Annotated in this window: 24 protein-coding genes and 1 pseudogene; 16 read left to right on the top strand and 9 right to left on the bottom strand. The window is 44.8% G+C overall.

Annotated elements, in window-relative coordinates; all coding sequences use genetic code 11:
• Positions 1–64: 64 nt before the first annotated feature.
• From DFR44_RS03430 to DFR44_RS03445, 4 genes are read right to left on the bottom strand one after another with little or no spacing between them, the layout of a single operon-like run.
• Positions 65–1,093, bottom strand: coding sequence for a TniQ family protein (locus DFR44_RS03430; RefSeq protein ID WP_133619315.1), 1,029 nt, complete (start codon positions 1,091–1,093; stop codon positions 65–67).
• 2 nt (positions 1,094–1,095) lie between these two features.
• Complete coding sequence (locus DFR44_RS03435) at positions 1,096–1,989, bottom strand: TniB family NTP-binding protein (RefSeq protein WP_133619316.1); 894 nt, start codon at positions 1,987–1,989, stop codon at positions 1,096–1,098.
• Positions 1,986–3,854 (bottom strand): Mu transposase C-terminal domain-containing protein, encoded by a 1,869-nt coding sequence (locus DFR44_RS03440; RefSeq protein WP_211336889.1) that lies wholly within the window; start codon positions 3,852–3,854, stop codon positions 1,986–1,988. The genes DFR44_RS03435 and DFR44_RS03440 overlap by 4 nt, the downstream gene beginning before the upstream one ends.
• On the bottom strand, positions 3,851–4,513 hold the full coding sequence (locus tag DFR44_RS03445; RefSeq protein WP_133619318.1) for a TnsA endonuclease N-terminal domain-containing protein: 663 nt from the start codon (positions 4,511–4,513) through the stop codon (positions 3,851–3,853). Before DFR44_RS03445 ends, DFR44_RS03440 begins: the two co-directional genes overlap by 4 nt.
• Positions 4,514–4,863: 350 nt before the next feature.
• On the opposite strand from DFR44_RS03445, the gene DFR44_RS03450 reads away from it, so the two are divergent.
• The 16 genes and pseudogenes from DFR44_RS03450 (at position 4,864) to DFR44_RS03520 (ending at position 20,829) form a co-directional block, all read left to right on the top strand.
• The gene (locus tag DFR44_RS03450; protein WP_133619319.1) at positions 4,864–6,606 is read left to right on the top strand and encodes an ATP-dependent nuclease; all 1,743 of its coding nucleotides are present in this window, start codon (positions 4,864–4,866) and stop codon (positions 6,604–6,606) included.
• Between the two features lie 3 nt (positions 6,607–6,609).
• Positions 6,610–8,319, top strand: coding sequence for a UvrD-helicase domain-containing protein (locus DFR44_RS03455; protein ID WP_133619320.1), 1,710 nt, complete (start codon positions 6,610–6,612; stop codon positions 8,317–8,319).
• 167 nt (positions 8,320–8,486) lie between these two features.
• Entirely contained in the window at positions 8,487–8,852 is a 366-nt protein-coding gene (locus tag DFR44_RS03460; RefSeq protein WP_133619321.1) for a DUF5522 domain-containing protein, read from the top strand.
• 119 nt (positions 8,853–8,971) lie between these two features.
• Positions 8,972–9,241 carry a hypothetical protein gene (locus DFR44_RS03465; protein WP_133619322.1) on the top strand — a complete coding sequence of 90 codons (270 nt, stop codon included), beginning with the start codon at positions 8,972–8,974 and terminating at the stop codon, positions 9,239–9,241.
• A 96-nt stretch (positions 9,242–9,337) separates the two neighbouring features.
• On the top strand, positions 9,338–11,365 hold the full coding sequence (gene uvrB / locus DFR44_RS03470) for an excinuclease ABC subunit UvrB (protein ID WP_133619323.1): 2,028 nt from the start codon (positions 9,338–9,340) through the stop codon (positions 11,363–11,365).
• 151 nt (positions 11,366–11,516) lie between these two features.
• Entirely contained in the window at positions 11,517–12,026 is a 510-nt protein-coding gene (locus DFR44_RS03475) for a low molecular weight protein-tyrosine-phosphatase (protein ID WP_133619324.1), read from the top strand.
• 228 nt (positions 12,027–12,254) lie between these two features.
• A pseudogene (locus DFR44_RS03480) lies at positions 12,255–12,653 on the top strand (group II truncated hemoglobin); the annotation flags it as partial.
• Positions 12,654–12,769: 116 nt separating this feature from the next.
• A complete protein-coding gene (locus DFR44_RS11835) occupies positions 12,770–12,970 on the top strand; it encodes a hypothetical protein (protein WP_484132378.1) in 201 nt (66 codons plus the stop codon).
• Between the two features lies 1 nt (position 12,971).
• On the top strand, positions 12,972–14,357 hold the full coding sequence (locus tag DFR44_RS03485) for a DNA recombination protein RmuC (protein ID WP_425459558.1): 1,386 nt from the start codon (positions 12,972–12,974) through the stop codon (positions 14,355–14,357).
• Positions 14,358–14,583: 226 nt separating this feature from the next.
• Positions 14,584–15,759 (top strand): aminotransferase-like domain-containing protein, encoded by a 1,176-nt coding sequence (locus tag DFR44_RS03490; protein ID WP_133619326.1) that lies wholly within the window; start codon positions 14,584–14,586, stop codon positions 15,757–15,759.
• Positions 15,760–15,943: 184 nt separating this feature from the next.
• Positions 15,944–16,837, top strand: a complete 894-nt coding sequence (locus DFR44_RS03495) for a phosphoribosylaminoimidazolesuccinocarboxamide synthase (protein ID WP_133619327.1) — start codon at positions 15,944–15,946, stop codon at positions 16,835–16,837.
• A gap of 1 nt (position 16,838) precedes the next feature.
• Positions 16,839–17,333: a 5-(carboxyamino)imidazole ribonucleotide mutase gene (gene purE / locus DFR44_RS03500; protein ID WP_133619328.1), complete on the top strand. Its 495-nt coding sequence runs from the start codon at positions 16,839–16,841 to the stop codon at positions 17,331–17,333.
• A 92-nt stretch (positions 17,334–17,425) separates the two neighbouring features.
• Positions 17,426–18,124 carry a methyltransferase domain-containing protein gene (locus tag DFR44_RS03505; protein ID WP_133619329.1) on the top strand — a complete coding sequence of 233 codons (699 nt, stop codon included), beginning with the start codon at positions 17,426–17,428 and terminating at the stop codon, positions 18,122–18,124.
• A gap of 74 nt (positions 18,125–18,198) precedes the next feature.
• Complete coding sequence (locus DFR44_RS03510; protein WP_133619330.1) at positions 18,199–19,392, top strand: 5-(carboxyamino)imidazole ribonucleotide synthase; 1,194 nt, start codon at positions 18,199–18,201, stop codon at positions 19,390–19,392.
• A complete protein-coding gene (locus DFR44_RS03515) occupies positions 19,385–20,389 on the top strand; it encodes an L-threonylcarbamoyladenylate synthase (protein WP_133619331.1) in 1,005 nt (334 codons plus the stop codon). The genes DFR44_RS03510 and DFR44_RS03515 overlap by 8 nt, the downstream gene beginning before the upstream one ends.
• Before the next feature lie 2 nt (positions 20,390–20,391).
• The gene (locus tag DFR44_RS03520) at positions 20,392–20,829 is read left to right on the top strand and encodes a hemerythrin domain-containing protein (protein WP_162845141.1); all 438 of its coding nucleotides are present in this window, start codon (positions 20,392–20,394) and stop codon (positions 20,827–20,829) included.
• Positions 20,830–20,887: 58 nt separating this feature from the next.
• On the opposite strand, the gene DFR44_RS03525 is transcribed toward DFR44_RS03520, so the two are convergent.
• The 5 genes from DFR44_RS03525 to yihA all read right to left on the bottom strand — a co-directional run bounded on the left by DFR44_RS03525 (position 20,888) and on the right by yihA (position 25,261).
• Positions 20,888–21,799, bottom strand: coding sequence for a 23S rRNA (adenine(2030)-N(6))-methyltransferase RlmJ (locus DFR44_RS03525; RefSeq protein ID WP_133619333.1), 912 nt, complete (start codon positions 21,797–21,799; stop codon positions 20,888–20,890).
• Between the two features lie 105 nt (positions 21,800–21,904).
• The gene (locus DFR44_RS03530; protein ID WP_133619334.1) at positions 21,905–22,144 is read right to left on the bottom strand and encodes a hypothetical protein; all 240 of its coding nucleotides are present in this window, start codon (positions 22,142–22,144) and stop codon (positions 21,905–21,907) included.
• A gap of 142 nt (positions 22,145–22,286) precedes the next feature.
• A complete protein-coding gene (gene gshB / locus DFR44_RS03535) occupies positions 22,287–23,231 on the bottom strand; it encodes a glutathione synthase (RefSeq protein WP_133619335.1) in 945 nt (314 codons plus the stop codon).
• 11 nt (positions 23,232–23,242) lie between these two features.
• Positions 23,243–24,544 (bottom strand): glutamate--cysteine ligase, encoded by a 1,302-nt coding sequence (gshA, locus tag DFR44_RS03540; protein WP_133619336.1) that lies wholly within the window; start codon positions 24,542–24,544, stop codon positions 23,243–23,245.
• A gap of 75 nt (positions 24,545–24,619) precedes the next feature.
• Positions 24,620–25,261 (bottom strand): ribosome biogenesis GTP-binding protein YihA/YsxC, encoded by a 642-nt coding sequence (gene yihA / locus DFR44_RS03545; protein ID WP_133619337.1) that lies wholly within the window; start codon positions 25,259–25,261, stop codon positions 24,620–24,622.
• Between the last annotated feature and the right edge of the window lie 177 nt (positions 25,262–25,438).

The following is a 25,438-nucleotide window of genomic DNA, read 5'->3' on the forward strand; positions in this document are numbered from 1 at the left end:
CTCGAAATGAATTGATTACAGTGTAATCATAATTTAATTATCCAATTTTGGCAATAGTGATTTTTTAAAGTTTACGGAGTTGGTAGAGGGTGCTGTTTGTATTGCGATTTAGTTGCTTGAGTATTTTTTTGTATTGAGCTGGGGGATTTTTAAAGTCTTTAAGCATATGGTTGTAACGTATTGCTTTGTCACGCCATGCACTTAACAAACGATTTGGATAATCACCCATCAACCACCAGCAAAGCCTCAGCATGTGATGTCTATCTATAACGCTGTGACTTTCCCATGATGTGCGGCTTTCATTTTTTCGTATTTCTTGATGATTTTGACCCGTTTGAGCGCACAGGTACGCTTGAAGTTTTGGCGCAAGCCGAGGTGAAAACAGCACCGTCATAAAATGGTGCGTGATTTTCAGTTGGTCGCGCATTTCTTGGACAATTGGAATGGGTGTGTCTGAGAGGTTAAGCAACACATTATGCCAGTCGTTAAATACCTGCTTATCCCATACATCAACCTTTTGCACATCTGCTTTTGATAAGTCAAATTGACACTGCCAGCAGATATTGAGAGAGTTAAACTGAAACTCATTCGGTTTTCGTAATTCTTGCCTGTAAAACGCAACACCTTCTCCGCACGCGGGGCAGCGGTCGTGCATCAATATCATGTGTTCTGGGCAGAAGGTGTGGAGTGCTGTGCGCCATGATTTGCGGAAATATGGCTCGTCATCATTAGCCAAGCATTGTGGGCAAAACTGTAATCCGTGGCCACGGCGTTTGCGGTGGTAGATTTGCAAAGTGGTAATCCACGGTAATTGACCAGAAGTGCGGTATTTGTCGTATAACTTGCGCTGATATGCCAATAGCGTCGTATTTAGTATCTTTTGACGAGATAACCCTGTTTTGGCTTGAATGGTGTGCAACAACCAGTCGGGTGCAAGGCGGTCAATGTCTCGATTCCATACCTCGTATCGTTGGTCAAACTCCAAATGACAAAACGTCTGTACTTTTAGACCGTTGGCGTGCGCGGTTCGCACCAGCCATGATGACAGTAATTCATCGGGATAGGGCTGAGGGTGAATTGGCCAAAGGCTCATTGTCAACTCAACTGGTCAAGCTGTCGTTTACGGTCAGAGGGTGATACCCACATGATGGCATCAAGATTTTTAATGGTGATGCGTTCTTCCCCAGATGTAACAGCTTTGACTGCTGCTTCTGTGAGTATTCTTGATAGCTCGCCAATATAACCTTCACTCATCGAAAACAGGCGGGTTGCCAATGATGTTTCGTGCAGGTTGGATGCATTTCTGAGTGGCAACATGCGCTCAAAACTGGTCAATAAACTCAAGAACTCTTTATCAAATGCCCAACGAGGTAATACGGCAGGCTCAAACCGATTGGACAGTTGCGCATCGGTCTGTAAGGCGCGAAACGCATCTTTAGTGCCGATTCCAACGATGGGGACTTGTAGCTCATTGCCCAAATACTTGATGACGTTTAGAAAGGTTTTTTGGCGATTCATGCTGCCCGCTAAAACATGATGTATTTCGTCAATGATGAGCATTCTTAGACCAATGCGCCGCAGAATGTTTATGACTTGAAACTGCTTTTTATCGATGCGGTCATGCGGCTTATAGGGCGCAAACAACACATCAAGAATTGCATTGTAAAAGCGCCCCTCATCGGGAGTGGGTGGGGCTTGAACCATTAATGTCGGGGCAATGATTGCGCCGCCATTCGGATTGTCTTTAGCTGGGTGCATGGCACGAAAACGAGAAACCAGCATGGTCTTGCCATTGTTGGTATCACCGACAATTAATAGATTGGGCATGCGATGGCTTTTTGGATAAACCAGCAAATCTTCTAGTTTCGTGATGATTCGTCTCGCTTGAGGATAGCCAATCCAGCGTGGGGAACGGATGCGTTCAATGCGCTCTTCATCGGAGAGTTCCAAGAACTTTATGGTTGCTTCACGGAGATGTTTATAGTTCATGATAAGTCGTCCAAATCATCAAACGGTTGAATATCGTTCGAGATTTCATCAATTGGATTGCTCATGTTCAAATCAGTTGTCAGAGGTTTGATGGGGATTTGTATGCGTGTACCATGATTGGTTGAGCGACGTTGTTGGGCGCGACGTGCGGCTTTGGTTTTTCCTTCAGCTTCTTGCTCAATTGTTCGCATGCGAGCATATGCCGAGAAAATCATACGTTCATCAATGTGCTTTTTACCCTCGGCCTTTAAAATACGTTTGGCTTCTCGCAGCTCCCAAATGCTTAAAACTGGGTGTGAGCCATCACGATACGGTATGGTGAAATAGGTTCTCAGCTCAGGGTCATAGAACCAAATCACACTGATGTCGCGTGGGTCGCGACGAAAGATGAATTTGCGTGCAACCTTCGGATTGTTGGGTACTGTTGCGCCAATCCACGGACGCAGTACATCGTGCCAGTAGTGAATCTCATCCAAAGCGACCCCATATTGCTGTACGGTGCGCTCTTCAAACGGCATGAAATCAAGCCGCAGTTTGGTCTCGTCGATGATTTTAGGTGGCAAGCCCGCACCAGGTCGATCGTGATTGCCCAGAATGCCTTCTTTGTATTTAGCCAATGGTGAAGTGCCAAGTGATGCGTGCTTGCGCTGGTGGTACACATCAGTGATGAAGGTTGTGAGCCAAGTTTCAAACTCTGATAACGTCAATGTGGCTTTGTCTTCAGAATCGTAGCCTTTGCGCTCAATCGTATTAGAAAACGTTGTGCCTGATAGTGTGTGAATCTCTGTCAATAACGTACCAATCGCTCGTTCAATGTGCCCTCCAAAATGAGGACGGGCAACGGGTCGCCATTCGATGTCAATGCCGTATTGTTGGCATGCACGCTGTAACATTTTGCCGCGAAACTCTTTGGCGTTATCCAAATGGATTTTTTTGGGTAATCCCCAGCATGGCCAAGTGCCATTTACCTCGTGTTTAGTCAGCCATGATTCTTTTGCAATGATGGCATGAGCGATGCACAGTCCAGTTGATAAGGCACTGGGCGGGTCAAATGACACATAAAAGCCTGTAATCATTCGGCTAAATACATCGATCGCCACAGTAATCCACGGCCTTCCGATCGGGCGGCGGTGAATATCATCTACCAGAATAATGTCGAGTTTAGTATGGTCTATTTCAACAACGACCAGTGGTGAGTCTGCATTTGGGAATGAACTGTTGATGGGGGCATACGCTTCATCAGCCGCTTGTTTACCTTGTCTTTTGGTTATTTTAATTTGAGGAGCGAGTTGTTTAATGCGTGAGCGAATGGTGTTGTCGTGTGGTGGCTTGAGTGATGCAGTCAAGCACAAACGTTTAACTTCAATGCAAACCTTTTGCGCTGACTTGCGTTGTCCCGTCAGGTATTCCGTTTCAATAGCAGTCTGGATTAAGGCTTCAACTTCAGGGTGTACTCGCGCACGGCCTTTATCAAGGCGTGGTTGCTTGGATAGGGCAGTGAGTACACCGCTTTCTTCGTATTGTTTAATCCAACGATAAACCGTGTTGGTGTGAAGATTAAATGCTTTAGCACGCAGTGCGACTTGCTCGCGGGTTCGCCCAGCAGAGTCAAGTAAAGGCTTAATGACGTTAAATCGCTCTTGAATGCTGCTCCATGTAGATTCTTCGATACTGTTTAAATCAAGGTTGTTAGTGGTTTTAGTGACGGGCTGCAATTCTGCCAAGTTAGCCTGATGAGTTTCGCCAGTTAAAAGATCTGTCAGTAACACCATATCCAAATCTAAAACGCGGGTCACGGCGCAACGTGCACCATTGAAAACAAACTCAGAGCCTAGTTTTATGGCCAACGTGGTTTGAGTGCTCATCGAATACTCCATATTTTAGATTGCATGGATAGTGGTTGATTCAAATCGATACCAATTTGAAATGTGCCAATCAAATACCAAAGAGTAGGCAACAACTCGGCACGGCTCCACTCATCATCAAAAACCGCTGCAAGCAAGTCGTTCGGAGTGCTTGTTTTAAGGGTTCTGATTTGTTGGTCAATTAAGGTCATGTGCGCTTCATAATGCTCGTGCAATATGCCTTGAGTCACATAAGGCAGTAAAAAACGAACGTTATCCATGTAAATGGTGTGAAGTTCAGCCTCAGTTATGAGCTTGAAACGCCAGCCGCGTGCTTTGCAGTACGCAATTGCCGCTTTGAATTTCGGTTTTAGAACGAGCCAGTTTTCTTTGATGTCACTTCGGTATTTGACTTCGTACAAAATCTCGATTGTAGAGTGATGAGATTGCTTATAATGCACCAACACATCAGGAGTGTATGTACGCTTTTTGCCTGAAGGGTCAAGCCATTCAATTGAGACGGGCTGAACTTCAAATTGAGTTACGTCATCAGAGAACTCCAATAGGCTTAGAAAATCGCGCTCAAGTGAGGATTCGTATGCAGCCGTACCATTTGACTTCGAGTGAGCAGCAATACCCGTGATGTTTCGGTAATTTTTTGGAATTTTTCTAACAGGCATTGCGCATCCAGTCTCAAATAATGTTGTGAAACAAGTTTAATACGCGGATATTTGATTGCTATAGTAGCAAATATCGTTGTTAAGCATAGGAAAAATTGTATTTTCAGTACCATTTAATCATGGAAATGACAGTTTGTGTGACTCCTCAAGATAAATGAGACTTATTCGAGGAAATTGAGACTGTTTCACTGTTTTTGAGACTGTCATAAGGTGAGTGAGTAAATTAATTGCGATTAAACTGCATTTGTTTGCGACTCAAACTCACAACAGAATATTTGATTTGGAAGGTGTTGAAGCTTAGCTAAACCCAGTGCTATTAAGCACATTAATAAATAGAAATGGGAGGATCTATGTATTTGGCTCAATTGGAGATTTCGAATTTCCGTAAGCTGAATAAGGCAAGTTTGCGCTTTCAGCCAGGTTTAAATGTCTTGGTTGGAGCTAATAATGTAGGTAAAACTGCGGTAGTTGATGCGTTAAGAGCATTACTTGCTGGTCACGATGAGCCGTATCCTAGGTTGAGTGTCGATGACATTCATTATCCAAAAAACGGGACTCCTTTAGGAGACATCACTTTTCAATATGTTTTTTGTGGGCTTGATGCACATGACGAAGCTGATTTTCTTGCGGCCTTGAAGCCTAGTGTCGACGGTACACTTGAAGCCCATATCACAGTAAGTTATACCAATGCTGATAAAAGTGGGCGCCTACGTGTCAAACGCTGGTGTGGTGACCATGAAGAGAACAGACTTACATCAGATATGATGGAAAATCTGCGCGGTGTATACATGCAACCACTTCGCGATGCTTCTCAAAGCTTAAAACCCAGTCGGACTAGTCAACTTGCCCGACTATTGCAGCTGTTAGCTGATGAGTCTGGGCGAGAAGGAGTCAACATTGCACTTAAACAACTTGATGAAGAACTAAAAAAACATTCGCCGATTGTCAATGCTCAAGAAGCTATATCAACAAGGCATCAGTCAATGCTAGGCACTCAGCTTGCACAAACATTAGAAGTCGGACTGAGTGCGAGCGATTTTAATCGTTTGTCATCACGATTATCTTTATTGGTCGATGCTTTCGAGATTGAACAAAATGGATTAGGATTCAATAATCTGATTTTTATGGCTGTAGTACTGAGCGAACTGGCAAAAAATCCTGAAGCTAGTTATAGTGGTCTAATCATTGAAGAGCCAGAAGCACATCTGCACCCGCAGTTACAGTCGATTCTACTTCGTTATTTGGAAAGTATTCAAGCTGCTTTCGAAGACAAACCAGTGCAACTTTTTGTTACCAGTCATTCTCCTAACTTTGCAAGTATCGCAAATCTTGATTGTCTTACTTGTTTAGTGGATACGGGTACTGGTGTAGAAACATTTTTCCCGCGAACAGTAAAATTTGAAAAAAATAAACGTGAAAAACTGGAGCGTTATCTTGATGTAACCCGTGCTGAATTGTTTTTTGCACGCCGTGTAATATTTGTTGAGGGTGCTGCAGAGCGGATGCTTATAGATACGCTTGCTACTAAGCTTGGTTACAACTTACGTGAACACGGTGTAAGTCTAATAAGTATGGAGGGACTAAATTTTGATTCGTTCCTCCCTTTGTTTGGTGAGAACGCACTCAAGATTCCTGTAGCAGTAATTACTGATGCTGATCCAACTGATGACTCTGATGACGACAGTGAACCTTGTTCATTATATCCATCACTCAATGACTCTATCAAAGTCTCAGAGAACACGGAGAAGATGAAGAAAAGAGAGGATGTGTTCGTCAAGGTTTTTCATGGTTTGAAGACGTTTGAATATGATTTGGCGCTGTATACGGGCAATCATACTGCTATGTTGAATGCATTGAGTGAACTGCACCCTAGGATTGCGGTGACATTGGAGGCTGCGGTCAACGCCGCAGAAGGCGATGCAGCTAAAGCTCGTACCTTGTTTTCTGGTATGTTTGAGCGAGAACAGAACAATGTTTCGAAAGGTCGTTTTGGTCAGGCTTTAGCACTAATACTTTCAAAGCCTGAAACAAATTGTGATATACCACAGTATATCAAGGACGCAATTACGCACGTATGTAAGGTGGGCCAGTGAGATATGAGTGACTTATCTGCTGAACAAGAGGCTATTGTCAAAGCACCGCTTGAATCGTTGTCTGTGATTGCCTGTGCTGGTAGTGGTAAGACACGTACGGCAGTTCACAGGCTAGTTGAGATGAGAAGGCTCATGGGTGATCACAGAGGTCGAGTTGCGCTATTATCGTTCTCAAATATAGCTGTGGATACTTTTCGAGAAAGTTATAGAATACTTGTACAAAGTCAGCCTGCTTGCATTAACCAAAATCGTATTGAGATTGGTACGCTGGATGGGTTCATAACCAGCAATATTTTGAGCCCTCATGCTCATCGCACTATGGGGGCAACGCAGCCTGCTTTTCTGGTGGCAGGTGGAGAAACTTTCTTGAAAGGTTTCACTTTTAGAACAAATACTCACCCACTTGATATTTCGAAAATGAAGGTTGGATTTCGGGATGGTAATGTCTATTTTTATTACACCACCTACAACAACCAAGCAATTGAACTTGACACGACGTATGCATTAAATCTCGTCAATCGTTTAGGGGAAATAGGTGCGTACACCCATAATCTTGGTCGATATTGGTGTTATCGCGTATTAAGCGAGCAACCAAATCTATTACGGGCGTTAGCTCTTCGCTACCCACAAATCCTGATTGATGAGTCACAGGATATTGGAGTACTCCATCAGGCTATTCTAGAACAATTGATTTCAGCAGGTTCTCAAATTACTTTGATTGGTGACCCAAATCAAGGTATTTATGAGTTTGCGGACGCAGATGGGAAGTTCTTAATGCAGTATGGGCTGCGAGCAGATGTCAGAAGTTACCAGTTAACACGCAATTACCGATCTATTTCAAGCATTGTAACATTGGCAAATAATTTGTCTGGTCGTACCGATACCGCTGAAATGAAGTCTCATCTTCCATTACATGGAGCATTTTTCATTTCTTATAAAGATTCCATGAAAGAGCAACTTATTACAGCATTTCAGGAAACCGTAATAGCAGCTAATCTCAATCTTAAAAGTTCCGCTGTAGTTTGTCGAAATAGTGACTTGGTGAATACATTGACAGGTGAAAATACACCTGTCGGTTTTGGCCTAGTAAAAGGTTTTGTTAAGGCCGCAATCCTCCGCGATAAACATCAGGATTATTTGAATGCATTTAAAATTGTGGCTTCATGTATTTCTAAATTGTTGATTGATCCTCCAAAGAACATAACAGTAGTGATTACTCATCCTGAGTTTAGATCATTACGCCATGAGATATGGAGTTTTATTCGTAACCCAGATTTAGGCTTGCCATCCACATCTCTGATAGCTGATACAGAATGGCACCCTCTATTGTTGGAGAGAGTGAAAGTATTACTTTCGTCGCTCCAATTAAAGTTTGGATTAAAAATTGTTGATAGGCTAGGCAACAAACTAACAGTAAGAGAGTTACCAAATTCGCCGTTGGTGATTGAAGCCGAGATTGAGAAGAATATTATATTACGGGTCGACACCGTGCATCAGGTAAAAGGTGAAAGCCTAGATTCTGTACTATATCTTGCTACAAGTAAAAATATCACGGATTTATTAAATGGGTTGGATACTGAAAATGGTCGCATCGGCTATGTTGCGGTTACACGGGCTCGGTATCTCTTCTGGCTGGGAGTACCTGAAAAATCTTTAAATAATTTGCGATCAACATTAATATCTAAAGGCTTCCAGGAGGCTGTGTGTGCTTAAGTAATAATTGATTCTAAACGGATAGGTTGGTATTGATCTGCTCAATTAATTCAGGCATGCTGAAATCAATAGTTTCATAGTTTTCATTAATCTTTTTTGACCAGAGTTGTATCAGTTCAAAAAAATTTAACCAAAAAATAAATGTTCAAGACGGATAAGGGAATAGAATGTCTAAAATATGTGAGCAGTGCTCGACCAATTTCAGTTGCGAAGCGGCGGCGGGTTGTTGGTGCATGGATTTTCCACCTGTTTTGAGCGGGCTTTTGCCGAGGGCGCAAGCCGATTGTCTTTGCCCAAATTGTTTGTTGCAGTTGACGCAAAAGGTGATTGCGGAGCAAATTGATACGGTAGAAGTTCATACCGAGTCACCGAGTGTTGCACAGCAGTGCCGAGACTTGCCTCTTATTGAGGGTTTGGATTACACGGTTGATGAGGGTTTGTTGATTTTTTCTCGGTGGCATCACCTTAAGCGCGGAACGTGTTGCGGTAATGGCTGTCGTCATTGCCCCTATGGTCATGTCAATGTGAATTAATATGAATTTGTTGTGATATGAGCGTATTATTTTAAAGAGGATGGTGAGGCTGGTGAAGCGCGTATTTTTGTGCGGTTAATTGAAAATATTTGTAAAAATATTGATATAAGGAGAATGAAATGTTGACTCAAATGCAAATCGATATGGCGAAGTCGTTGTATGAGCAGGCGCATCGCGCGGCTGAGTTTGCGCATGCGTCTTGGTTGGTTCATCAAAAATTGTATCGTTTCATGTTTCCTTTGGCTTCTGAGGCGGAGTTTGAAAAGTTGATGGCGGTACAAAATGCACATTATGAGCAGGCAATCGAGTATATGAAGCAAATGCATGAGGCTTATGAACGCATGTTAAAAACCGCGGATGTGTCTAATAATGCGTCTAAGAAGCTGTAAATTTAACCACCGTAATTTATTAAAAAAGCCGCTTGATGCGGCTTTTTTAAGGCCTATGTTAAAATGCGCTTTGCCAAAAAACACCAGAAAGCCGCTATGAGCTCCATTACTTTTCCCAACTCGCCTTATGAATTGCATTTGCCATTTGAGCCAGCAGGTGACCAACCAACTGCAATAGCCGCCCTTGTTGATGGCATTAATGATGGTTTAAGTTTTCAGACTTTATTGGGGGTAACGGGCTCGGGTAAAACCTTTACGATGGCGAATGTGATTGCGCGTACGGGGCGGCCTGCCTTAATACTCGCCCCAAATAAAACGTTGGCGGCTCAGCTATACAGCGAGTTCCGCGAGTTTTTTCCGAACAATGCGGTTGAATATTTTGTTTCTTATTATGATTACTACCAGCCCGAAGCGTATGTCCCCGCGCGTGATTTATTTATCGAAAAAGATTCGGCGATTAATGAGCATATTGAGCAAATGCGTTTGTCTGCGACCAAAAGCCTGTTGGAGCGGCGTGATGTGGTGATTGTGGGTACGGTGTCGTGTATCTATGGTATCGGTAATCCGAGCGAGTATCATCAAATGATTATGGTGCTGCGTCAGGGGGATAAGATGGCGCAGCGTGATGTGATTAAGCAGCTGGCCACGATGCAATATAACCGAAATGAATTGGATTTTGCGCGTGGTACTTTTCGTGTGCGTGGCGATACGATTGATATTTTTCCAGCAGAAAATGCCGATTACGCGGTTCGAGTCGAACTATTCGATGACGAAGTCGAAACCTTGCAACTGTTTGACCCGTTGACGGGAAAGATTGTACAAAAATTACCGCGGTTTACTGTCTATCCTGCTTCGCACTACGTTACGCCCCGAGCAACCGTGCTCAGAGCGGTAGAAGCCATTAAAGACGAGCTGCGTGACCGATTGGCTTTTTTTCACAAAGAAGGGCGTTTGGTGGAAGCGCAGCGCCTTGAAGAACGCACGCGATTTGACCTTGAAATGCTGTCACAAATTGGCTTTTGTAAAGGCATTGAAAATTATTCACGACATATTTCAGGTTCGCCTGTTGGCGCACCACCATCCACCTTGATTGACTATTTACCCAAAGATGCGGTGATGTTTTTGGATGAGTCGCATGTGTTGTCGGGTCAGCTGGGGGCAATGTATAAAGGCGATCGTTCACGCAAAGAAAACTTAGTGGATTATGGTTTTCGCTTGCCATGCGCTTTAGATAATCGGCCGCTCAAATTTGAAGAGTTTGAAAGCAAAATGCGCCAAACAATATTCGTGTCCGCCACACCTGGTGATTATGAACGTGAAAAGTCAGATGCCGTCGCTGAACAAGTGGTGCGACCAACAGGCTTGGTTGATCCTGTTATTGAAGTTCGACCTGCAACGACCCAAGTGGACGATGTCTTGAATGAAATTCGTATTCGTGCAGCTAAAAATGAGCGGGTATTGATTACCACTTTAACCAAACGCATGTCTGAGGATTTAACCGACTTCCTCGATGAAAATGGTGTCCGTGTACGCTACTTGCACTCGGATATTGACACCGTTGAGCGTGTCGAAATTATTCGCGATTTGCGTTTAGGGGAGTTTGACGTACTGGTTGGAATTAACTTGCTGCGCGAAGGTTTAGATATCCCAGAAGTCTCGTTGGTGGCTATTTTAGACGCCGACAAAGAGGGTTTTCTACGCTCAGAGCGTTCTTTGATTCAAACCATCGGTCGAGCAGCGCGTAACTTGAATGGTCAAGCTATTTTATATGCCGACAAAATAACCGATTCGATGAAGCGAGCGATGGGCGAAACCGAACGTCGTCGCACAAAGCAGCTCACATTCAACTTAGAAAATGGCATTACACCCAAAGGAGTGAATAAGCGAATCAAAGACATCATCGACGGCGTCTATAACGATGGCAAGAAAAAAATTGATAAAACTCGTCAACCAAACCAAACAGAACCGCATTATAGCGCCATGTCAGAAGCTCAATTGGCTAAAGAAATAGTTAAGCTTGAAAAACAAATGCTTGATTTAGCTAAGAATTTGGAGTTTGAGCAGGCAGCAAAAACACGAGACATCTTGCATCAGATTAAATCCAAGCTATTTGGTGTGCTCTAAAAGAGATTTAAGTTCTACGATTGATTAATCTTTATTTCGGCATACCTATTGAGGATAAATATTTTGTCAATATTTGCTTTACATGATAAAATGAAGCAGTCGTTGATTTTTCTGTCGATAAAATAACGGAGGTTATCAGATGGGGGTCGAAATGCCAAGACATCAGTTATCAAAAACGCGAGTCTTGTTTGTGTGTATGGGCAATATATGCCGTTCACCTGTTGCGCAAGCCGTATTTACAAAAAAAATTGAGCAAGCAGGTTTGAGCGATTCAATTCAAGTTGATTCTGCAGGTACGCATGCCTATCATGCAGGCCAAAAACCTGATTCGCGCAGTCAACATGCGGCCGCTTTTAGGGGCTATAGTTTGATGGGGCAAACCGCACGGCAAGTTCAACCGGACGATTTTGAAAACTTCGATATGATTTTGGCAATGGATTGGCAGAATCTACGTGAGTTGCAAAACATGGCACCTTTGGCGCATCGGCATAAAATTGAACTGGTTATGCGCTACGCACAAAACTCTGATGATGCAGAAGTGCCCGATCCTTATTATCAAGAGCAATATGCTTTTAATTTGGTTGTTGATTATTTGGAAGATGCCGCATCTGGTTTGTTAGAGGTGGTTAAGCGTCGTGCGCCACAGCCAGTTGCTGCTTAGATTTTTTAACTCAAGAATTAAAAAACAGCAAAAAAACAGCCATTTTTGGCTGTTTTTTTTATGATTAAACCAGACGAGTCAATCACGATTGTGAGTTGTGTTTTTCATGTGAGTTAAAGTGGTTTTTACAAATGGTTCATGCACGTATCGAGCTAGCGGCAAATATTTGCTATCATGTTGGACTATTCCAAGCACTCCAACTATAAACAACGATTCTAAAGTCACATCATGCCTTCACATTCACAAACAGTCCCTTATGAAACCGCCTACGAATGGCTTGGTGGCGAACCGCGCGTGCGCGAGTTGGTGACCCGTTTTTATGATTTAATGGATTTAGAGCCAAAATTTTCGGCTTTACGTACAACGCATGCGATTGGTTTGGACGATGCGCGAGAGAAATTGTATTTGTTTTTAACGGGGTGGCTGGGCGGTCCTGCTTTGTACATTGAGAAACATGGTCATCCACGTTTACGTCAACGCCATTTGCCATTCAAAATTGGAGTGCTCGAGCGCAATCAATGGGTGGCTTGCATGGCGCAAGCGATGCGCGAAATTCATGTCCCCGAAGAACTTTATGAGCGTTTGCTTGAATCGTTTTATAACACGGCTGAATGGATGCGCAATCAGCCCGATGCTGTTGAAGGTGAAGCACAGATGCCTCAATTGGGTGTTACGTCTAAGGTGAAAGACAAGTTGCAGCAGATTCTTTCGCAGTATGGCATAGCAGGGCAAGGTGGTGGTGTATGACAGCTGTATTGACGGTATTTATTGTTTTTTTGCTGTTCTGTGTACTCTCCAGTGCATTCAGTTCAAGCCAAAAGAAAGGGAGCCAAACAGGGAGTCAAACATCAAATAGCTCTATTGACACCAGTGCAAGTACCGATAGCAATGATGCTTGCAGTGATGGTGGAGATTGTGGCGACGGAGGAGGTGGCTGTGACTAATTTGACTGTGCTGCTATACATTGCGTTGATGGCTTTGTTCTTATTGTTTGTTATGGTCTTGTTGTTGTGGCAGCGCTTGAGTCAGGCTCAAAACACGACCATAAAAATTTTACAAGAGATGGACGATTCGTTTGAGCACACCCATCAACTGTACAATAGCCACGGCGAGAAAGCTCGTGAGTTCGCAGGACAATTGGCACATCAGCAGCGGGATGAGTTGGGGCAATCACTGTTTCAAGTACAAACTTTGCTCAATACGCAACTCAAAGAAGTGCGTGAAAATCAAAGCAGTGAAAGTGCCAGTTCGCGTGAAACTTTGGTTCAGCAGCTCAATGCGACCACCAGCCAGCTCATGCAACAATTGCAATTGCTCAATGACACCACCGAGCGTCGTTTGAGCCAGATGCGTGAAAATATCGAGCATCGTTTAAGCAGCATTGAACAAAAGAACGAAGCCAAACTTGAGCAAATGCGCCAAACCGTGGACGAAAAATTACATGCGACTTTAGAGGCGCGATTGGGCGAATCATTCAAGTTGGTGTCCGAGCGTCTCGAGCAAGTTCATAAAGGTTTAGGCGAGATGCAAACCCTCGCCAGTGGTGTGGGTGATTTAAAGCGCGTATTGACCAATGTCAAAACCCGAGGCACTTGGGGGGAGATGCAGTTAGCGAATTTATTAGAACAAATTTTTACGCCTGAACAATACGCGGCCAATGTTGCCACCGTACCTGAAAGTCAAGCGCGGGTTGAGTTCGCGTTGAAATTGCCTGGCCGAACCGAAGGTGAGGTGGTGTGGTTGCCGATTGATGCAAAATTTCCGAAAGAGCAATATGAGCGCATGCAGGATGCGCAAGATGCCGCAGATGCGGAAGGCGTTGAGTTGGCAAGGGTGGAGTTGGTTAAGGTGATTCGCAATGAAGCGAAAACAATTGCTGAAAAGTACGTTTCACCGCCACACACCACTGATTTTGCAATTCTCTTTCTGCCGACTGAGGGGTTATATGCGGAAGTGGCACGCCAAGCAGGTTTGCTCGATGTATTGCAACGCGAGCATCGTGTGGTGATTGCGGGGCCAACGACATTGATGGCGATTTTGAATAGCTTGCACATGGGTTTCAGAACATTAGCGATGGAAAAACGCGCTTCTGACGTGTGGCAAGTTTTGGGAGCCGTTAAAACAGAATTTGGCAAGTTTGGCGATGTCCTTGCTAAAACCCGCGATACGCTTGAAAAAGCCGCTAAAAACATTGATGCCGCTCAAGTGCGCACACGCGCAATGAACAGGGCTTTGACGGGGGTTGAGCAACTGAATGACGAACAAAGCACGAGCGTATTGGCCTTGGGCGATTTGCCTGTGCAAAATATGCCAGATAGTGAAGGCACTTAGCCTGATGGCTTGTAACCGAGCCTTTATTAAATCGAGTTGCCTGCTTCAAAATAACTTACAATGCAGGCGCACTGGTCAATTGGCTGGTTAAGTGCACTGATACGGTTTGTGTGCTGTTTGTTTAACTGTATCGGTACTGTATTGTTTTTTTGGCGTATAGTAGATTCGTGTTATATCAAAGTTACACCAAAAATAGATTTGTAAATTACTAAACCTCGAGGTTGCTATGCAATGCGAAAAATTATTTTCTACACGCGCTCATCAATTAAAAAGCTCTGCCATTCGTGAAATTCTTAAAGTCACGGCTAATCCTGACGTGATTTCGTTTGCAGGTGGCTTACCCGCGCCAGAGAGCTTTCCCGTGGCGCAGATGAAGGCTGCATTTGATGCCGTATTGTCGAAAGAGCCGCAAGCCGCATTGCAGTATTCCACGACCGATGGTTACGCGCCGCTTCGCGAATGGGTGGCGAAACGAATGAGTAGCGGTGGCGCGAACATTGTGCCCGAGCAGGTCATCATCGTTTCAGGTTCTCAGCAAGCACTTGATTTGATTGCTAAAGTTTTTATTGATACGGGCGATAAGGTTTTGGTCGAAACCCCAACTTACTTAGGGGCTTTGCAGGCTTTTTCGATGTTTCAGCCGAATTATGTTTCAATCGATTCGGATGAGAATGGTTTAAATGCTGATGCGATTACGGCTGATGTTGCCAAGGACGCGAAGTTTTTATATGCCTTGCCAAACTTCCAAAATCCAACAGGTCGCATGATGAGCGAAGAGCGTCGTGCGAAATTGGTTGAAAAAGTACGCGAACATGACTTACTCGTGGTCGAAGATGACCCGTATGGTGAATTGTGGTACGAGTCGGCTCCTCCTGCGTCTTTGCTGTCACGCATGCCTGAGCGGGTGATTCACATGGGTTCATTTTCTAAAGTATTGGCGCCTGGTTTGCGTTTGGGCTATTTGATTGCACCGATTGAAATTACACAAAAATTTGAACAAACCAAGCAGGCGACGGATTTGCATACGTCAACGATTGCACAACGTGTGGTGTATGAAGTGGTTAAGGATGGTTTTTTAGAAGAGCACATTCCTTTGATTCGTGAGCGTTACAAAAACCAAGCGCATACCATGTTAGATGCTTTATCGCATCATATGCCGAGCGGGGTTAAGTGGAATCAGCCAGCAGGTGGCATGTTTTTATGGTTGACGTTGCCTGAGGGTTTGGATTCTGAGCGCATTTTGGCTCAAGTGATTAAACAAAATGTTGCTTATGTGCCTGGCACGCCATTTTATGCCAACAATCCGCAGCACAACACTTTACGTTTGGCTTTTGTGACCGTTCCTGCGGAAAAAATTCAAGCGGGTATCAAGATTCTAGGGCAGGCATTTGCCAAGCTGTAATGGCTTAAGAAATAAGAGCTTTTGTATTCGTTATATTATTTCTGCCCTGCGATTTTGGCGACTTTAAAAAACACCTCAATTTTGAGGTGTTTTTTTGTGCATTTTTATCAAAATTTGTCCAACGGTTCTGTTTAACGGTAGAATGGGCGTTTTGATTGTCTCACTTCTTTTTTTGAGAGCGCCAATGTCAGCTTTATATGCCACTTCCATTACATCACTTCCTCTGCTTGCTAAAGGTAAAGTTCGCGATACTTACATCGTTGATGATGACCATTTGTTGATGATTACAACAGATCGTTTGTCCGCTTTTGATGTTGTTATGGGTGAGCCGATTCCTGATAAAGGACGGGTGCTTAACCAAATGTCCAATTTTTGGTTTGAGCAGTTGGATGGCATCGTTCCCAATCATTTAACGGGCATTGACCCAACGAGCGTGGTCACGCCCGATGAGGTGCCGCAAGTCAAGGGACGAAGTGTGGTCGTGAAGCGTTTGAAACCCATTTTGGTGGAAGCCGTTGTACGGGGTTACATCATTGGCACGGGCTGGAAAGATTATCAGACCACTGGGCATGTGTGCGGAATAGCCTTGCCCAAAGGGTTGCGCTTGGCTGAAAAGTTGCCTGAGCCGATTTTTACGCCAGCAGCAAAAGCAGATGTGGGCATGCATGATGAAAACATTTCTTTTGAAGACATGAAACAGCGCATTGGTGCGTCGTTGGCTGAAAAAATGCGTGACGTGAGTTTTTTGTTGTACCAAAAAGCGGCCGAGTACGCCGCTGTACATGGCATCATTATTGCCGATACCAAATTTGAATTTGGTTTAGACAACGATGGGGTGTTGCATGTGATGGATGAGGTGCTCACTGCGGACTCTTCTCGTTACTGGCCAGCGGATGCGTATCAAGTGGGGGTGAGTCCTCCGAGCTTTGATAAACAATATGTACGCGATTATCTTGAAACGCTTGATTGGAATAAAACACCGCCAGCACCGACTTTACCGCAAGATGTGATTGAGGCGACTGCTGCGAAATACCGTGAGGCTCTGTTGCGCATCACGGGTCAAACTTTGGAGGCTTGAGATGAACAGTGTAAAACCTGTGGTCGGCGTGTTGATGGGCTCGTCTTCGGATTGGGACATCATGAAACATGCGACAGATATGTTGACGGTGTTTGACGTTCCTTTTGAGGCTCAGGTGATATCCGCGCATCGGATGCCTGATGACATGTTTACGTATGCCGATGCGGCTCACGGTCGAGGGATTCGAGCCATTATCGCAGGTGCTGGCGGCGCGGCGCATTTACCAGGAATGTTGGCTGCGAAAACCATTGTGCCTGTGTTTGGTGTGCCCGTACCTTCAAAATATTTGAAAGGTGAGGATTCGCTGTACTCGATTGTACAAATGCCGAAAGGTGTGCCCGTGGCGACGTTTGCCATTGGCGAAGCTGGTGCGGCGAATGCGGCATTGCATGCCATTGCGAATTTGGCGATGAATGATGCAGTATTGGCGCAGAAGCTAAAAGATTTTCGTGTAAAGCAGTACGAACATGCCTTGGCGATGACTTTACAATCATGAGGTTGTGAGGCAGTACGCCGTGCAAATGAAACACATGCAGTAGTACTGGGTTAATTGTTCCCAATTTTCTTAATACAAATGGCAGTGCATAAATGACAGAGCTCAATACGATACAAGACGATTACTCGTGGAATACCTATGATGAGGTGTTTAAACATTTTGTCTCAGTGTTAAAACCCAATGCTGTACTTGATATTGGGGCAGGCAGTGGCAAATATGGCAAGTTGGTGCGTCAAGTCATGCCCGAGGCGAAGATTTCAGGCGTTGAAATTGACGAAGAGGGGGCCAAACGTAATCAGCTTGAGCAGATTTATGATGAGGTGATTACAATCCCTACCACTGATTTTTTGATGAAACATCCTGACAAAAATTTTGATTTGGTGGTGATAGGCGATTGCATTGAGCACATGTTCAAAAGTGTCGGATTGGATTTGCTCAATTATTTGAATTATCGCTCAGCGTATGTGTTGATTATTACCCCTGATGGAATGGTGATGAACAAAGACCCGTATTATTTGGGGCATATTTCCAATTGGACCGAACGAGATTTGATGTGGCACGATAATTTTGGTCATGAGCGCGTTGGTGTCATGCAATTATTTTTGATGCGCGGTTTATTGCGTCCTGATTTACCCACTTTGGGGCAGTTCAATGATTATTTGAAATCCATACCGTTACCGCTTTATCATGACAATGGTGCATTCCAAAAAAACTTTGAATTGACTTTGGTCAACCAGATGTTTAAGTGGGAAAGCACTCCAGGTACGCTTCATTCGTATCGGCCTTTCTGATGTTTGCCTGCTCTTTTACAAATCAGACGGCCTCAATTTTTATCTTTAATTCACTTTAACCCTACAGAAAAATTATGTCTTTGCAGCAACTCAAAACAGCCATTTTGCCAGCGGCTACTTTAGGCGTTATCGGCGGCGGGCAACTTGGGCGCATGTTTATTCAATCTGCGCAAGCGATGGGTTATGCCGTATGGGTGCTTGAACCCGATGCCGACTGTCCAGCCGCTCAGTTGGCGAATCATCATATTTGTGCCGCTTATGATGACCCAGCGGCTTTAGAACTTATGGCGGAACACTGTCAGGCCATCACGACAGAATTTGAAAATGTCCCTGCCGATGTCTTGCGTTGGTTAGGTGAGCGCGTGCCTGTTGCTCCATCGGCTGATGCCGTGGCGATTGCGCAAAATCGAATTGTTGAAAAAACATTCATTGAGCAGGGCGGGGTGGCTGTTGCACCGTATGCGGTTATTCGAACTGAAGCAGATTTGAAAAGAGCAGAAACACGAGATGAATTATTTCCCGCTATTTTAAAAACGGCGCGTATGGGATATGACGGTAAAGGTCAAATATCGGTTAAATCAGCGGCTGACTTGGCTGCGGCTTGGAATGATTTGCAGCAAGTTGAGTGCGTTTTGGAAAAACGGTTGCCGCTAAAATTTGAGGTCTCGGCGTTGTTAGCTCGGTCGTGGGATGGCGCCGTGGTGCATTATGCTTTGGCACAAAATGTGCATCGCAACGGGGTGTTGCATACATCCAGCGTACCTGCACCCAATGCGGATATGGATTTGACTGTACGTGCGCAAGATGCCGCCGCTAAAATCGCACAGTCTATGAATTATGTGGGCGTGTTGTGTGTAGAGTTTTTCATCCTCGAAGATGGCTCATTGGTGGCCAATGAGATGGCTCCGCGCCCGCACAATTCAGGGCATTACACACAAAATGCCTGTTTGACCAGTCAATTTGAACAACAGGTGCGTGCTTTAGCGGGGTTGCCTTTGGGGGCAACTTTTCAGCACAGCCCCGCGGTTATGTTGAATGTTTTAGGCGACGTTTGGTTTAATCACCAAGGTCAGCAACGCAATCCAGATTGGTTTGGTGTGTTGTCACATGTGGACAGCTTTTTGCATTTATATGGCAAAGCACAGCCGCGCCATGCGCGAAAAATGGGGCATGTTAATTTTTTAGGGAAATCCTTAGAAAAGGCCGCCGAACGTTGTGAGTTAGCAATGTCTGCGCTGGTGGGTTTGGCGGGTGGTGTGCATGACTAAAACACTGACGCAAAATGTGGTTGTGGCCGCACAAAAACTGGTCGCTGGCGAAGTCATAGGCTTACCCACCGAGACCGTGTATGGTTTGGCGGCTGATGCTCAAAATCCACGCGCCGTTGCAAAAATTTTTACCCTCAAAAATCGCCCAACGACTCATCCGCTCATTACTCATATTGCGACAGATGCGGATGTTTTTTATTGGTTGGACTCTTCGCGTTTAACGGTAGAGATGCGTGAACTCATGGACATGCTGATTGATGCTTTTTGGCCTGGTCCTTTGACGTTGGTGCTGCCCAAATCACCCGCAATCAACACTGCGGTCACAGGCGGTCAACAGACCATTGCGTTGCGTTGTCCAGACCATCCTTTGGCGCAAGCGGTTTTAAAAGAGTTGTCACATCTAAAAAATACACCTCATGTCGGCATTGCCGCACCTTCGGCGAATCGTTTTGGGCGTGTGAGCCCTACCCGAGCGCAGCACGTACGCGATGAATTTGGTGAGACCGTGTGGGTGCTGGATGGCGACGCTTCTGTTATTGGTATTGAATCAACAATTATTGATTTAACGCGGGGTGCGCCTGTGCTCTTGCGTCACGGGCACATTACACCCGATGATGTTTTTGAGGTCACGGGTTTGCAAACCCTTCCGAGCGACGCTCATGCGCCCCGTGTTTCTGGGACTTTATTGGCGCACTATGCACCTGCTACGCCTTTAGTTTGGGCGAGCGAGGCGTCTTTGAGCGTATGTGACGATGCCGCATGTTTATGCTTCTCAGAGTGCTTTGATGATTCGGCTTTTAAGCAAGTTATTCGTTTGGCAAGCGAACCGAAAGCGTATGCGCGCGGGTTGTATCATGCCTTACGCGAGTTAGATGCGGAGAAACATGCGCGCATCATCGTCGAAGATTTGCCCGAATCAACAGCGTGGGATGCCGTACGCGATCGACTCAAACGCGCAATCGTTGGTTCTAACCAAAAAAATAATCGAGGTATATGAACATGAGTGAACAGATGATGGCGCAAGTGACTGCGCGTGTGACGAAAGATGTCATGCACTGGGATGATGAAATGGTGTTGGGGAATGCCACCTTGGATGGTACGCATCAAGAGTTTGTAGATTTACTCAATCGTTTGGCGAAAGCGCCTGAAGCTGATTTATTGCCTATTTTAGATGAGGCCATTGTTCACACCCAAGCCCATTTTGACCTTGAAGAAGGCTGGATGGCGCGTTTGAATTTTCCCGCTGCGGGCTGTCATATTGGTGAGCATGCACAGGTAATTGGTGTCATGCGGATGGTGCGAGAGCGAGTGGCGGCAGGTGAAACACATTTTGCGTATGTATTGGCAACTGAATTATCCGCATGGTTGCGCATTCATGCAACGACCATGGATTATGCGTTGACCTACTTTATTGAGTCAACGGGAGCTAAGCTGTAAAACGGGTAAGATTCAAACATTAAAAAATCCCTGAACTTGTCAGGGATTTTTTTAATGCTTATTTTTCTGAGGAGAATATTTCAAATCCGCCGACAGCACTCGTCTTAAGTGTGTTGGCAACCACGGGCAAGCTGGCTTGTAAGTCTGCAGCCAATGTCCAAGGTGGATTGATGACAAACATGCCTGAGGCCTGTAAACCGCCTGCGGCGTGTGTTGGTAACACTTTATCAACCGCTAACGTGGCGTGCAGCCATTTGACACCCGCTTCTTGGGCGATGCGCTCCAGTTGAACAGGTAGGTTGGCTGATTCAGGGCGGGCAAGAATGGGATACCAAACAGCGTATGTACCCGTTGGGAAACGGGTCATCGCATCTTTGATGGCTTTGGCAACTTTGGCGTAATCATCTTTGATTTCATAAGATGGATCAATCAAGACAAAACCGCGACGCGAGGGCGGCGGTAGATTGGCTTTGAGGCCGACAAAACCATCAACGGTTTTGAAGAGCACGCGCTTATCATCACGCGAATCAGGTAAATTGATATTCGTGAGGTTGTCATCCAGTAGGCGCATATCAGTTGGATGCAACTCAAAAATCCGTAAACGGTCAATTTCTCGCAAATGCTGTGAGGCAACATAGGGTGAGCCAGGGTAGAGTTTAGCCTCGGTGCCATGTGTATGCGCATGTTTTTGATTTAAATCCGTGATGTGCTTGAGATAATCATGCAGCAGTTTAGGTAAGGCGTTTTTATTGGCCCATAGAGGCATCAACTTTAAAATCCCAGTTTCTGCCTCACCACTTTTTTGAGCCATTGGATTGGTCAGTTGATACATGCCAATGCCTGCATGGGTGTCAATGTAGGTGATGGACTTGTCCTTTTGGGTCATGTATTGACAAATGTGCAATACAATCATGTGTTTAAGAACATCGGCGTGATTGCCTGCATGAAAAGCGTGGCGGTAACTGAACATAAAATCCTAAAGCGATAAAGATGACAAGCAAGTAAAAATCCACTTAAAATGAGCTTGTATTCATTTGTTTGCAGATTGGTTTCACCCTAAATAAACCCGCAAAGTTTACTGTTGATGTGTGGGTGATTGCTTATCTGTGTTATTGGGTGTCTGCATGCTTTTCCACGTCAAATTCAACCCTAAAATAGTTAAGAATCCACCCATGCCGAGCAATGCGATTTTCTGCGCCAGCGACCACCACGAGGTGTCGGTATCATTTTTTTCTAAAACCAGCCACAGAAGCAATGAGGCCATGCCAAATAAGAGGATGGTCATGGCTTTTCGGTTGGGTGCTCGTAAACGCATAAAGGCTCCTTGATGTTGTGGCTATAAAACAGAGATTATAACGCGTGGAGCCGTTTCGTTTATATTGTTATTGAATCAGTTAAGGCAATTGATGGGTTGCCATTGTTGAACATTGCGTTATCCCCATTGAATATCTTGGGTTTTACTTCACTGCATGCTCAAGCATTTCAATAAACAATTGAGCCACATCAAATCCTGTTTGATTGAAAATCTCTTGGAATCCTGTTGGGCTGGTGACATTAATTTCAGTGACGCATTCGCCAATGATGTCTAATCCTGTGAGCAAAATGCCACGCGACCACAAGATGGGGGCCAATGCCGTTGCGATGCGCCAGTCCGATTCGCTTAGGGGTTGAGCCACCGCTTTTCCACCCACAGCCATATTGCCACGCACCTCGCCATGTTGTGGAATGCGGGCGAGGGCGTAGGGTACGATTTGTCCACCAATCAGCAAAATGCGTTTATCACCCTGCGTGATAGCAGGCAAGAATTTTTGAGCCATGATGGGGCGCGTGCCATTTTCGGTCAACATTTCTATAACGCTGCCTAAATTCATGCCATCGCTACTGATGCGAAAAATGCCAGAACCGCCCATGCCATCCAACGGTTTAAAAATGACGTCGCTGTGTTCGTTATGAAAAGCCGTGAGTATGGCTTTATCGGAGCTGATGAGGGTAGGCGCGGTGAACTCGGGAAATTCAAGAATAGAGACTTTTTCGGAGTGATTGCGGATGCCTGATGGTGCATTAAACACTTTCGCGCCCTGACGCACGGCCGCATCGAGTAACCATGTGTCTGTGACATAGTTGACATCGAACGGTGGGTCTTTGCGCATGATGACCGCATCAAATTGGTGTAAAGGTTGAGTCACTTGCTCAATCACGTTGTACCAGTGGGTTTGGGCGGCTTCGTCCAGTAGTTCAATGTGGGTGGCTTTGGTTTGGACCTCACCTTTTGAAAAAAGCTCGTGTGACGTACATGCCCAGATGGTATGACCGTGCGTTTGCGCCGCACGCATCATGGCGTAAGTGGTTTCTTTGTGAATTTTAAATTGCTCGAGAGGGTCGGCGATAAAAAGAATGTGCATGGTGTGTGTCTTTAGCTAATTTGATTGTCAGGGTTAGGGTCGGTTTTTTCCAGCTCCAATGAGGCCGCCAGCATCGCCAAGCGTCCTACCACTCCGTAAGGGTAAAAACGATTGTGTAAAGTCCCTAAATCATCCGCGTGGCGTTCTGATTCTTTTACAAAAGATAATGGTTCAAACGACATGTCTTTTGAATAAAGACTTTCATTGGCACCGCGTTGAGCATTGATGCGGTAAAAACCTCCAACCACATAGCGGTCAATCATATACACCACAGGTTCAGCGGTTTTTTCAGCCCATGTTTCAGTGGTGGGCACACCTTCTTGAATGAGCAGCTCATGAGCATCCAAGCCCATTGACTGATTGGCATCTGCTATTTTATGAAATTGTTTAAAGTTTAGCTTCTTGATATCTTCAACGCTATGAACAGTCATTAAATGATGGTCACAATCCCTGGCATTGCTTTTAATCACTAAAAAAGGCTTATTGCTAATGCCGTACTCTTTATATTTTTTATTTACTTTTTTGAAGACGGCTTCAACGTGATGCGTGAGTTCTTCTTCATTGGCTTTTGTATTCGCGTCAAACCCCGATGTCTGAGCATGAAAAGGGTTAAGCAACCAAGGGTCCATGTCGATAAATTTAGCAAACTTTTTAACCACTTCATCGTAAGCTTTTAAATGTACAGACTTACGACGTGTTGTCCAGCCTGCATGTAGCGGCGGTAACAGAATTTGTTCTTTGATATTTTGTAAAATGTTTGGCTGACCATCAGACAAATTGTTGTTAAGCAAAATCGTGCACGGGTCGAAGCGACCACCATCTAAAGTAATGCGACGACCATTCCGCTCTAAAGGCTCGAGCGTTAAACTTTCGCCACTGGGCAGCTTAATCTCACAGGGGGTGGTTAAATCATCGGCCCAAGAGCCTAGGCGAACATTCAAGCCTGTTAATCGTAAAATTTTTGATAATTTAGCGACGTTTTGTAAGTAAAACGGATTAAGCGAGCGTCGCTCAGGAATAATCAACAAGTTTTTTGCATCGGGGCAGTATTTTTCGACGGCCGCCATCGCGGCCTGTGTTGCAAGAGGGTACATCTCCTCAGCAAGATTGTTAAATCCGCAAGGATACAAATTTGTATCGACTGGTGCCAGCTTAAAACCCGCATTGCGCAAATCCACCGATGAGTAAAATGGAGGCGTATGCTCTTGCCACTCCATGCGGAACCAGCGTTCAATCATGGGCGTGCTGGCGAGCATTTTTTGCTCAATTTCAGACAATTCGCCAGTGAGGGTGGTGCGCAGGTGAGGAACCATATGTTTTTACTTTCTATCAGTCAATGGAATCCAATTGGGGTGAAATCTTTAAATTTCAAGAGGCTTTGCTGGTGTTTATTCTAAACTCGATTGTTCGGTGGGGACACGATGTTTTTCAATCCAAGCGGCAATTACTTCAGTCGCTTCTTCAAGTCCAATGCGCTCAGTGGATGAAAATAGTTGTACCGTCCCCCAATCGCCCGTCATCATTTTCAATTGTTTTTCAACCGCAAACAGCATCTGTTTGGCTTGGTTGCGTGACAGCTTATCGCACTTGGTCAATAAAACATGTATAGGTTTGGCCAATGGTGAGAACCAATTGATCATTTCCACATCCAAATCAGTAAAGCCGCGCCGAATGTCGCACATCAACACCATCCCTTTAAGTTGGTCGCGCTCTTGCATGTAGATACCAAGTAATTCATTCCAGTGATTTTTGACATCCATTGGGGTCTTGGCATAGCCATAGCCAGGTAAGTCAACCAAATAGCCAAACGTTTCACCTCTACGACCAACGGTAAAATAATTAATGTGCTGAGTGCGACCAGGCGTATTGCTTGAAAATGCCAAACGTTTTTGATTGCATAACACGTTGATTGCACTTGATTTTCCAGCGTTCGAGCGACCTGCAAATGCAATTTCGGGATGAGCGGTTTTTGGTAAATCCTTGATGTGGTTGACTGTGGTGAAAAATGTGCTGTGATGCAAAATGGACATAATGTGCTTTCAATGGGGCAATGGTGTTGTAAGTCGTATTGTAGCGGGAAGTTGAGCTTGTGTTTGGATAAACTCAAATCAAAGGCATGAGTCTTTCCAAGTGAGTGTTTTGATTTTGTTTATATTTTATTTTAATTTTTTAGCTTAGGCTTCCCTGTAAAACACATCAAAAATAAG

The sequence above is a fragment of the Hydromonas duriensis genome, assembly GCF_004363775.1.
GTDB lineage: Bacteria > Pseudomonadota > Gammaproteobacteria > Burkholderiales > Burkholderiaceae > Hydromonas > Hydromonas duriensis.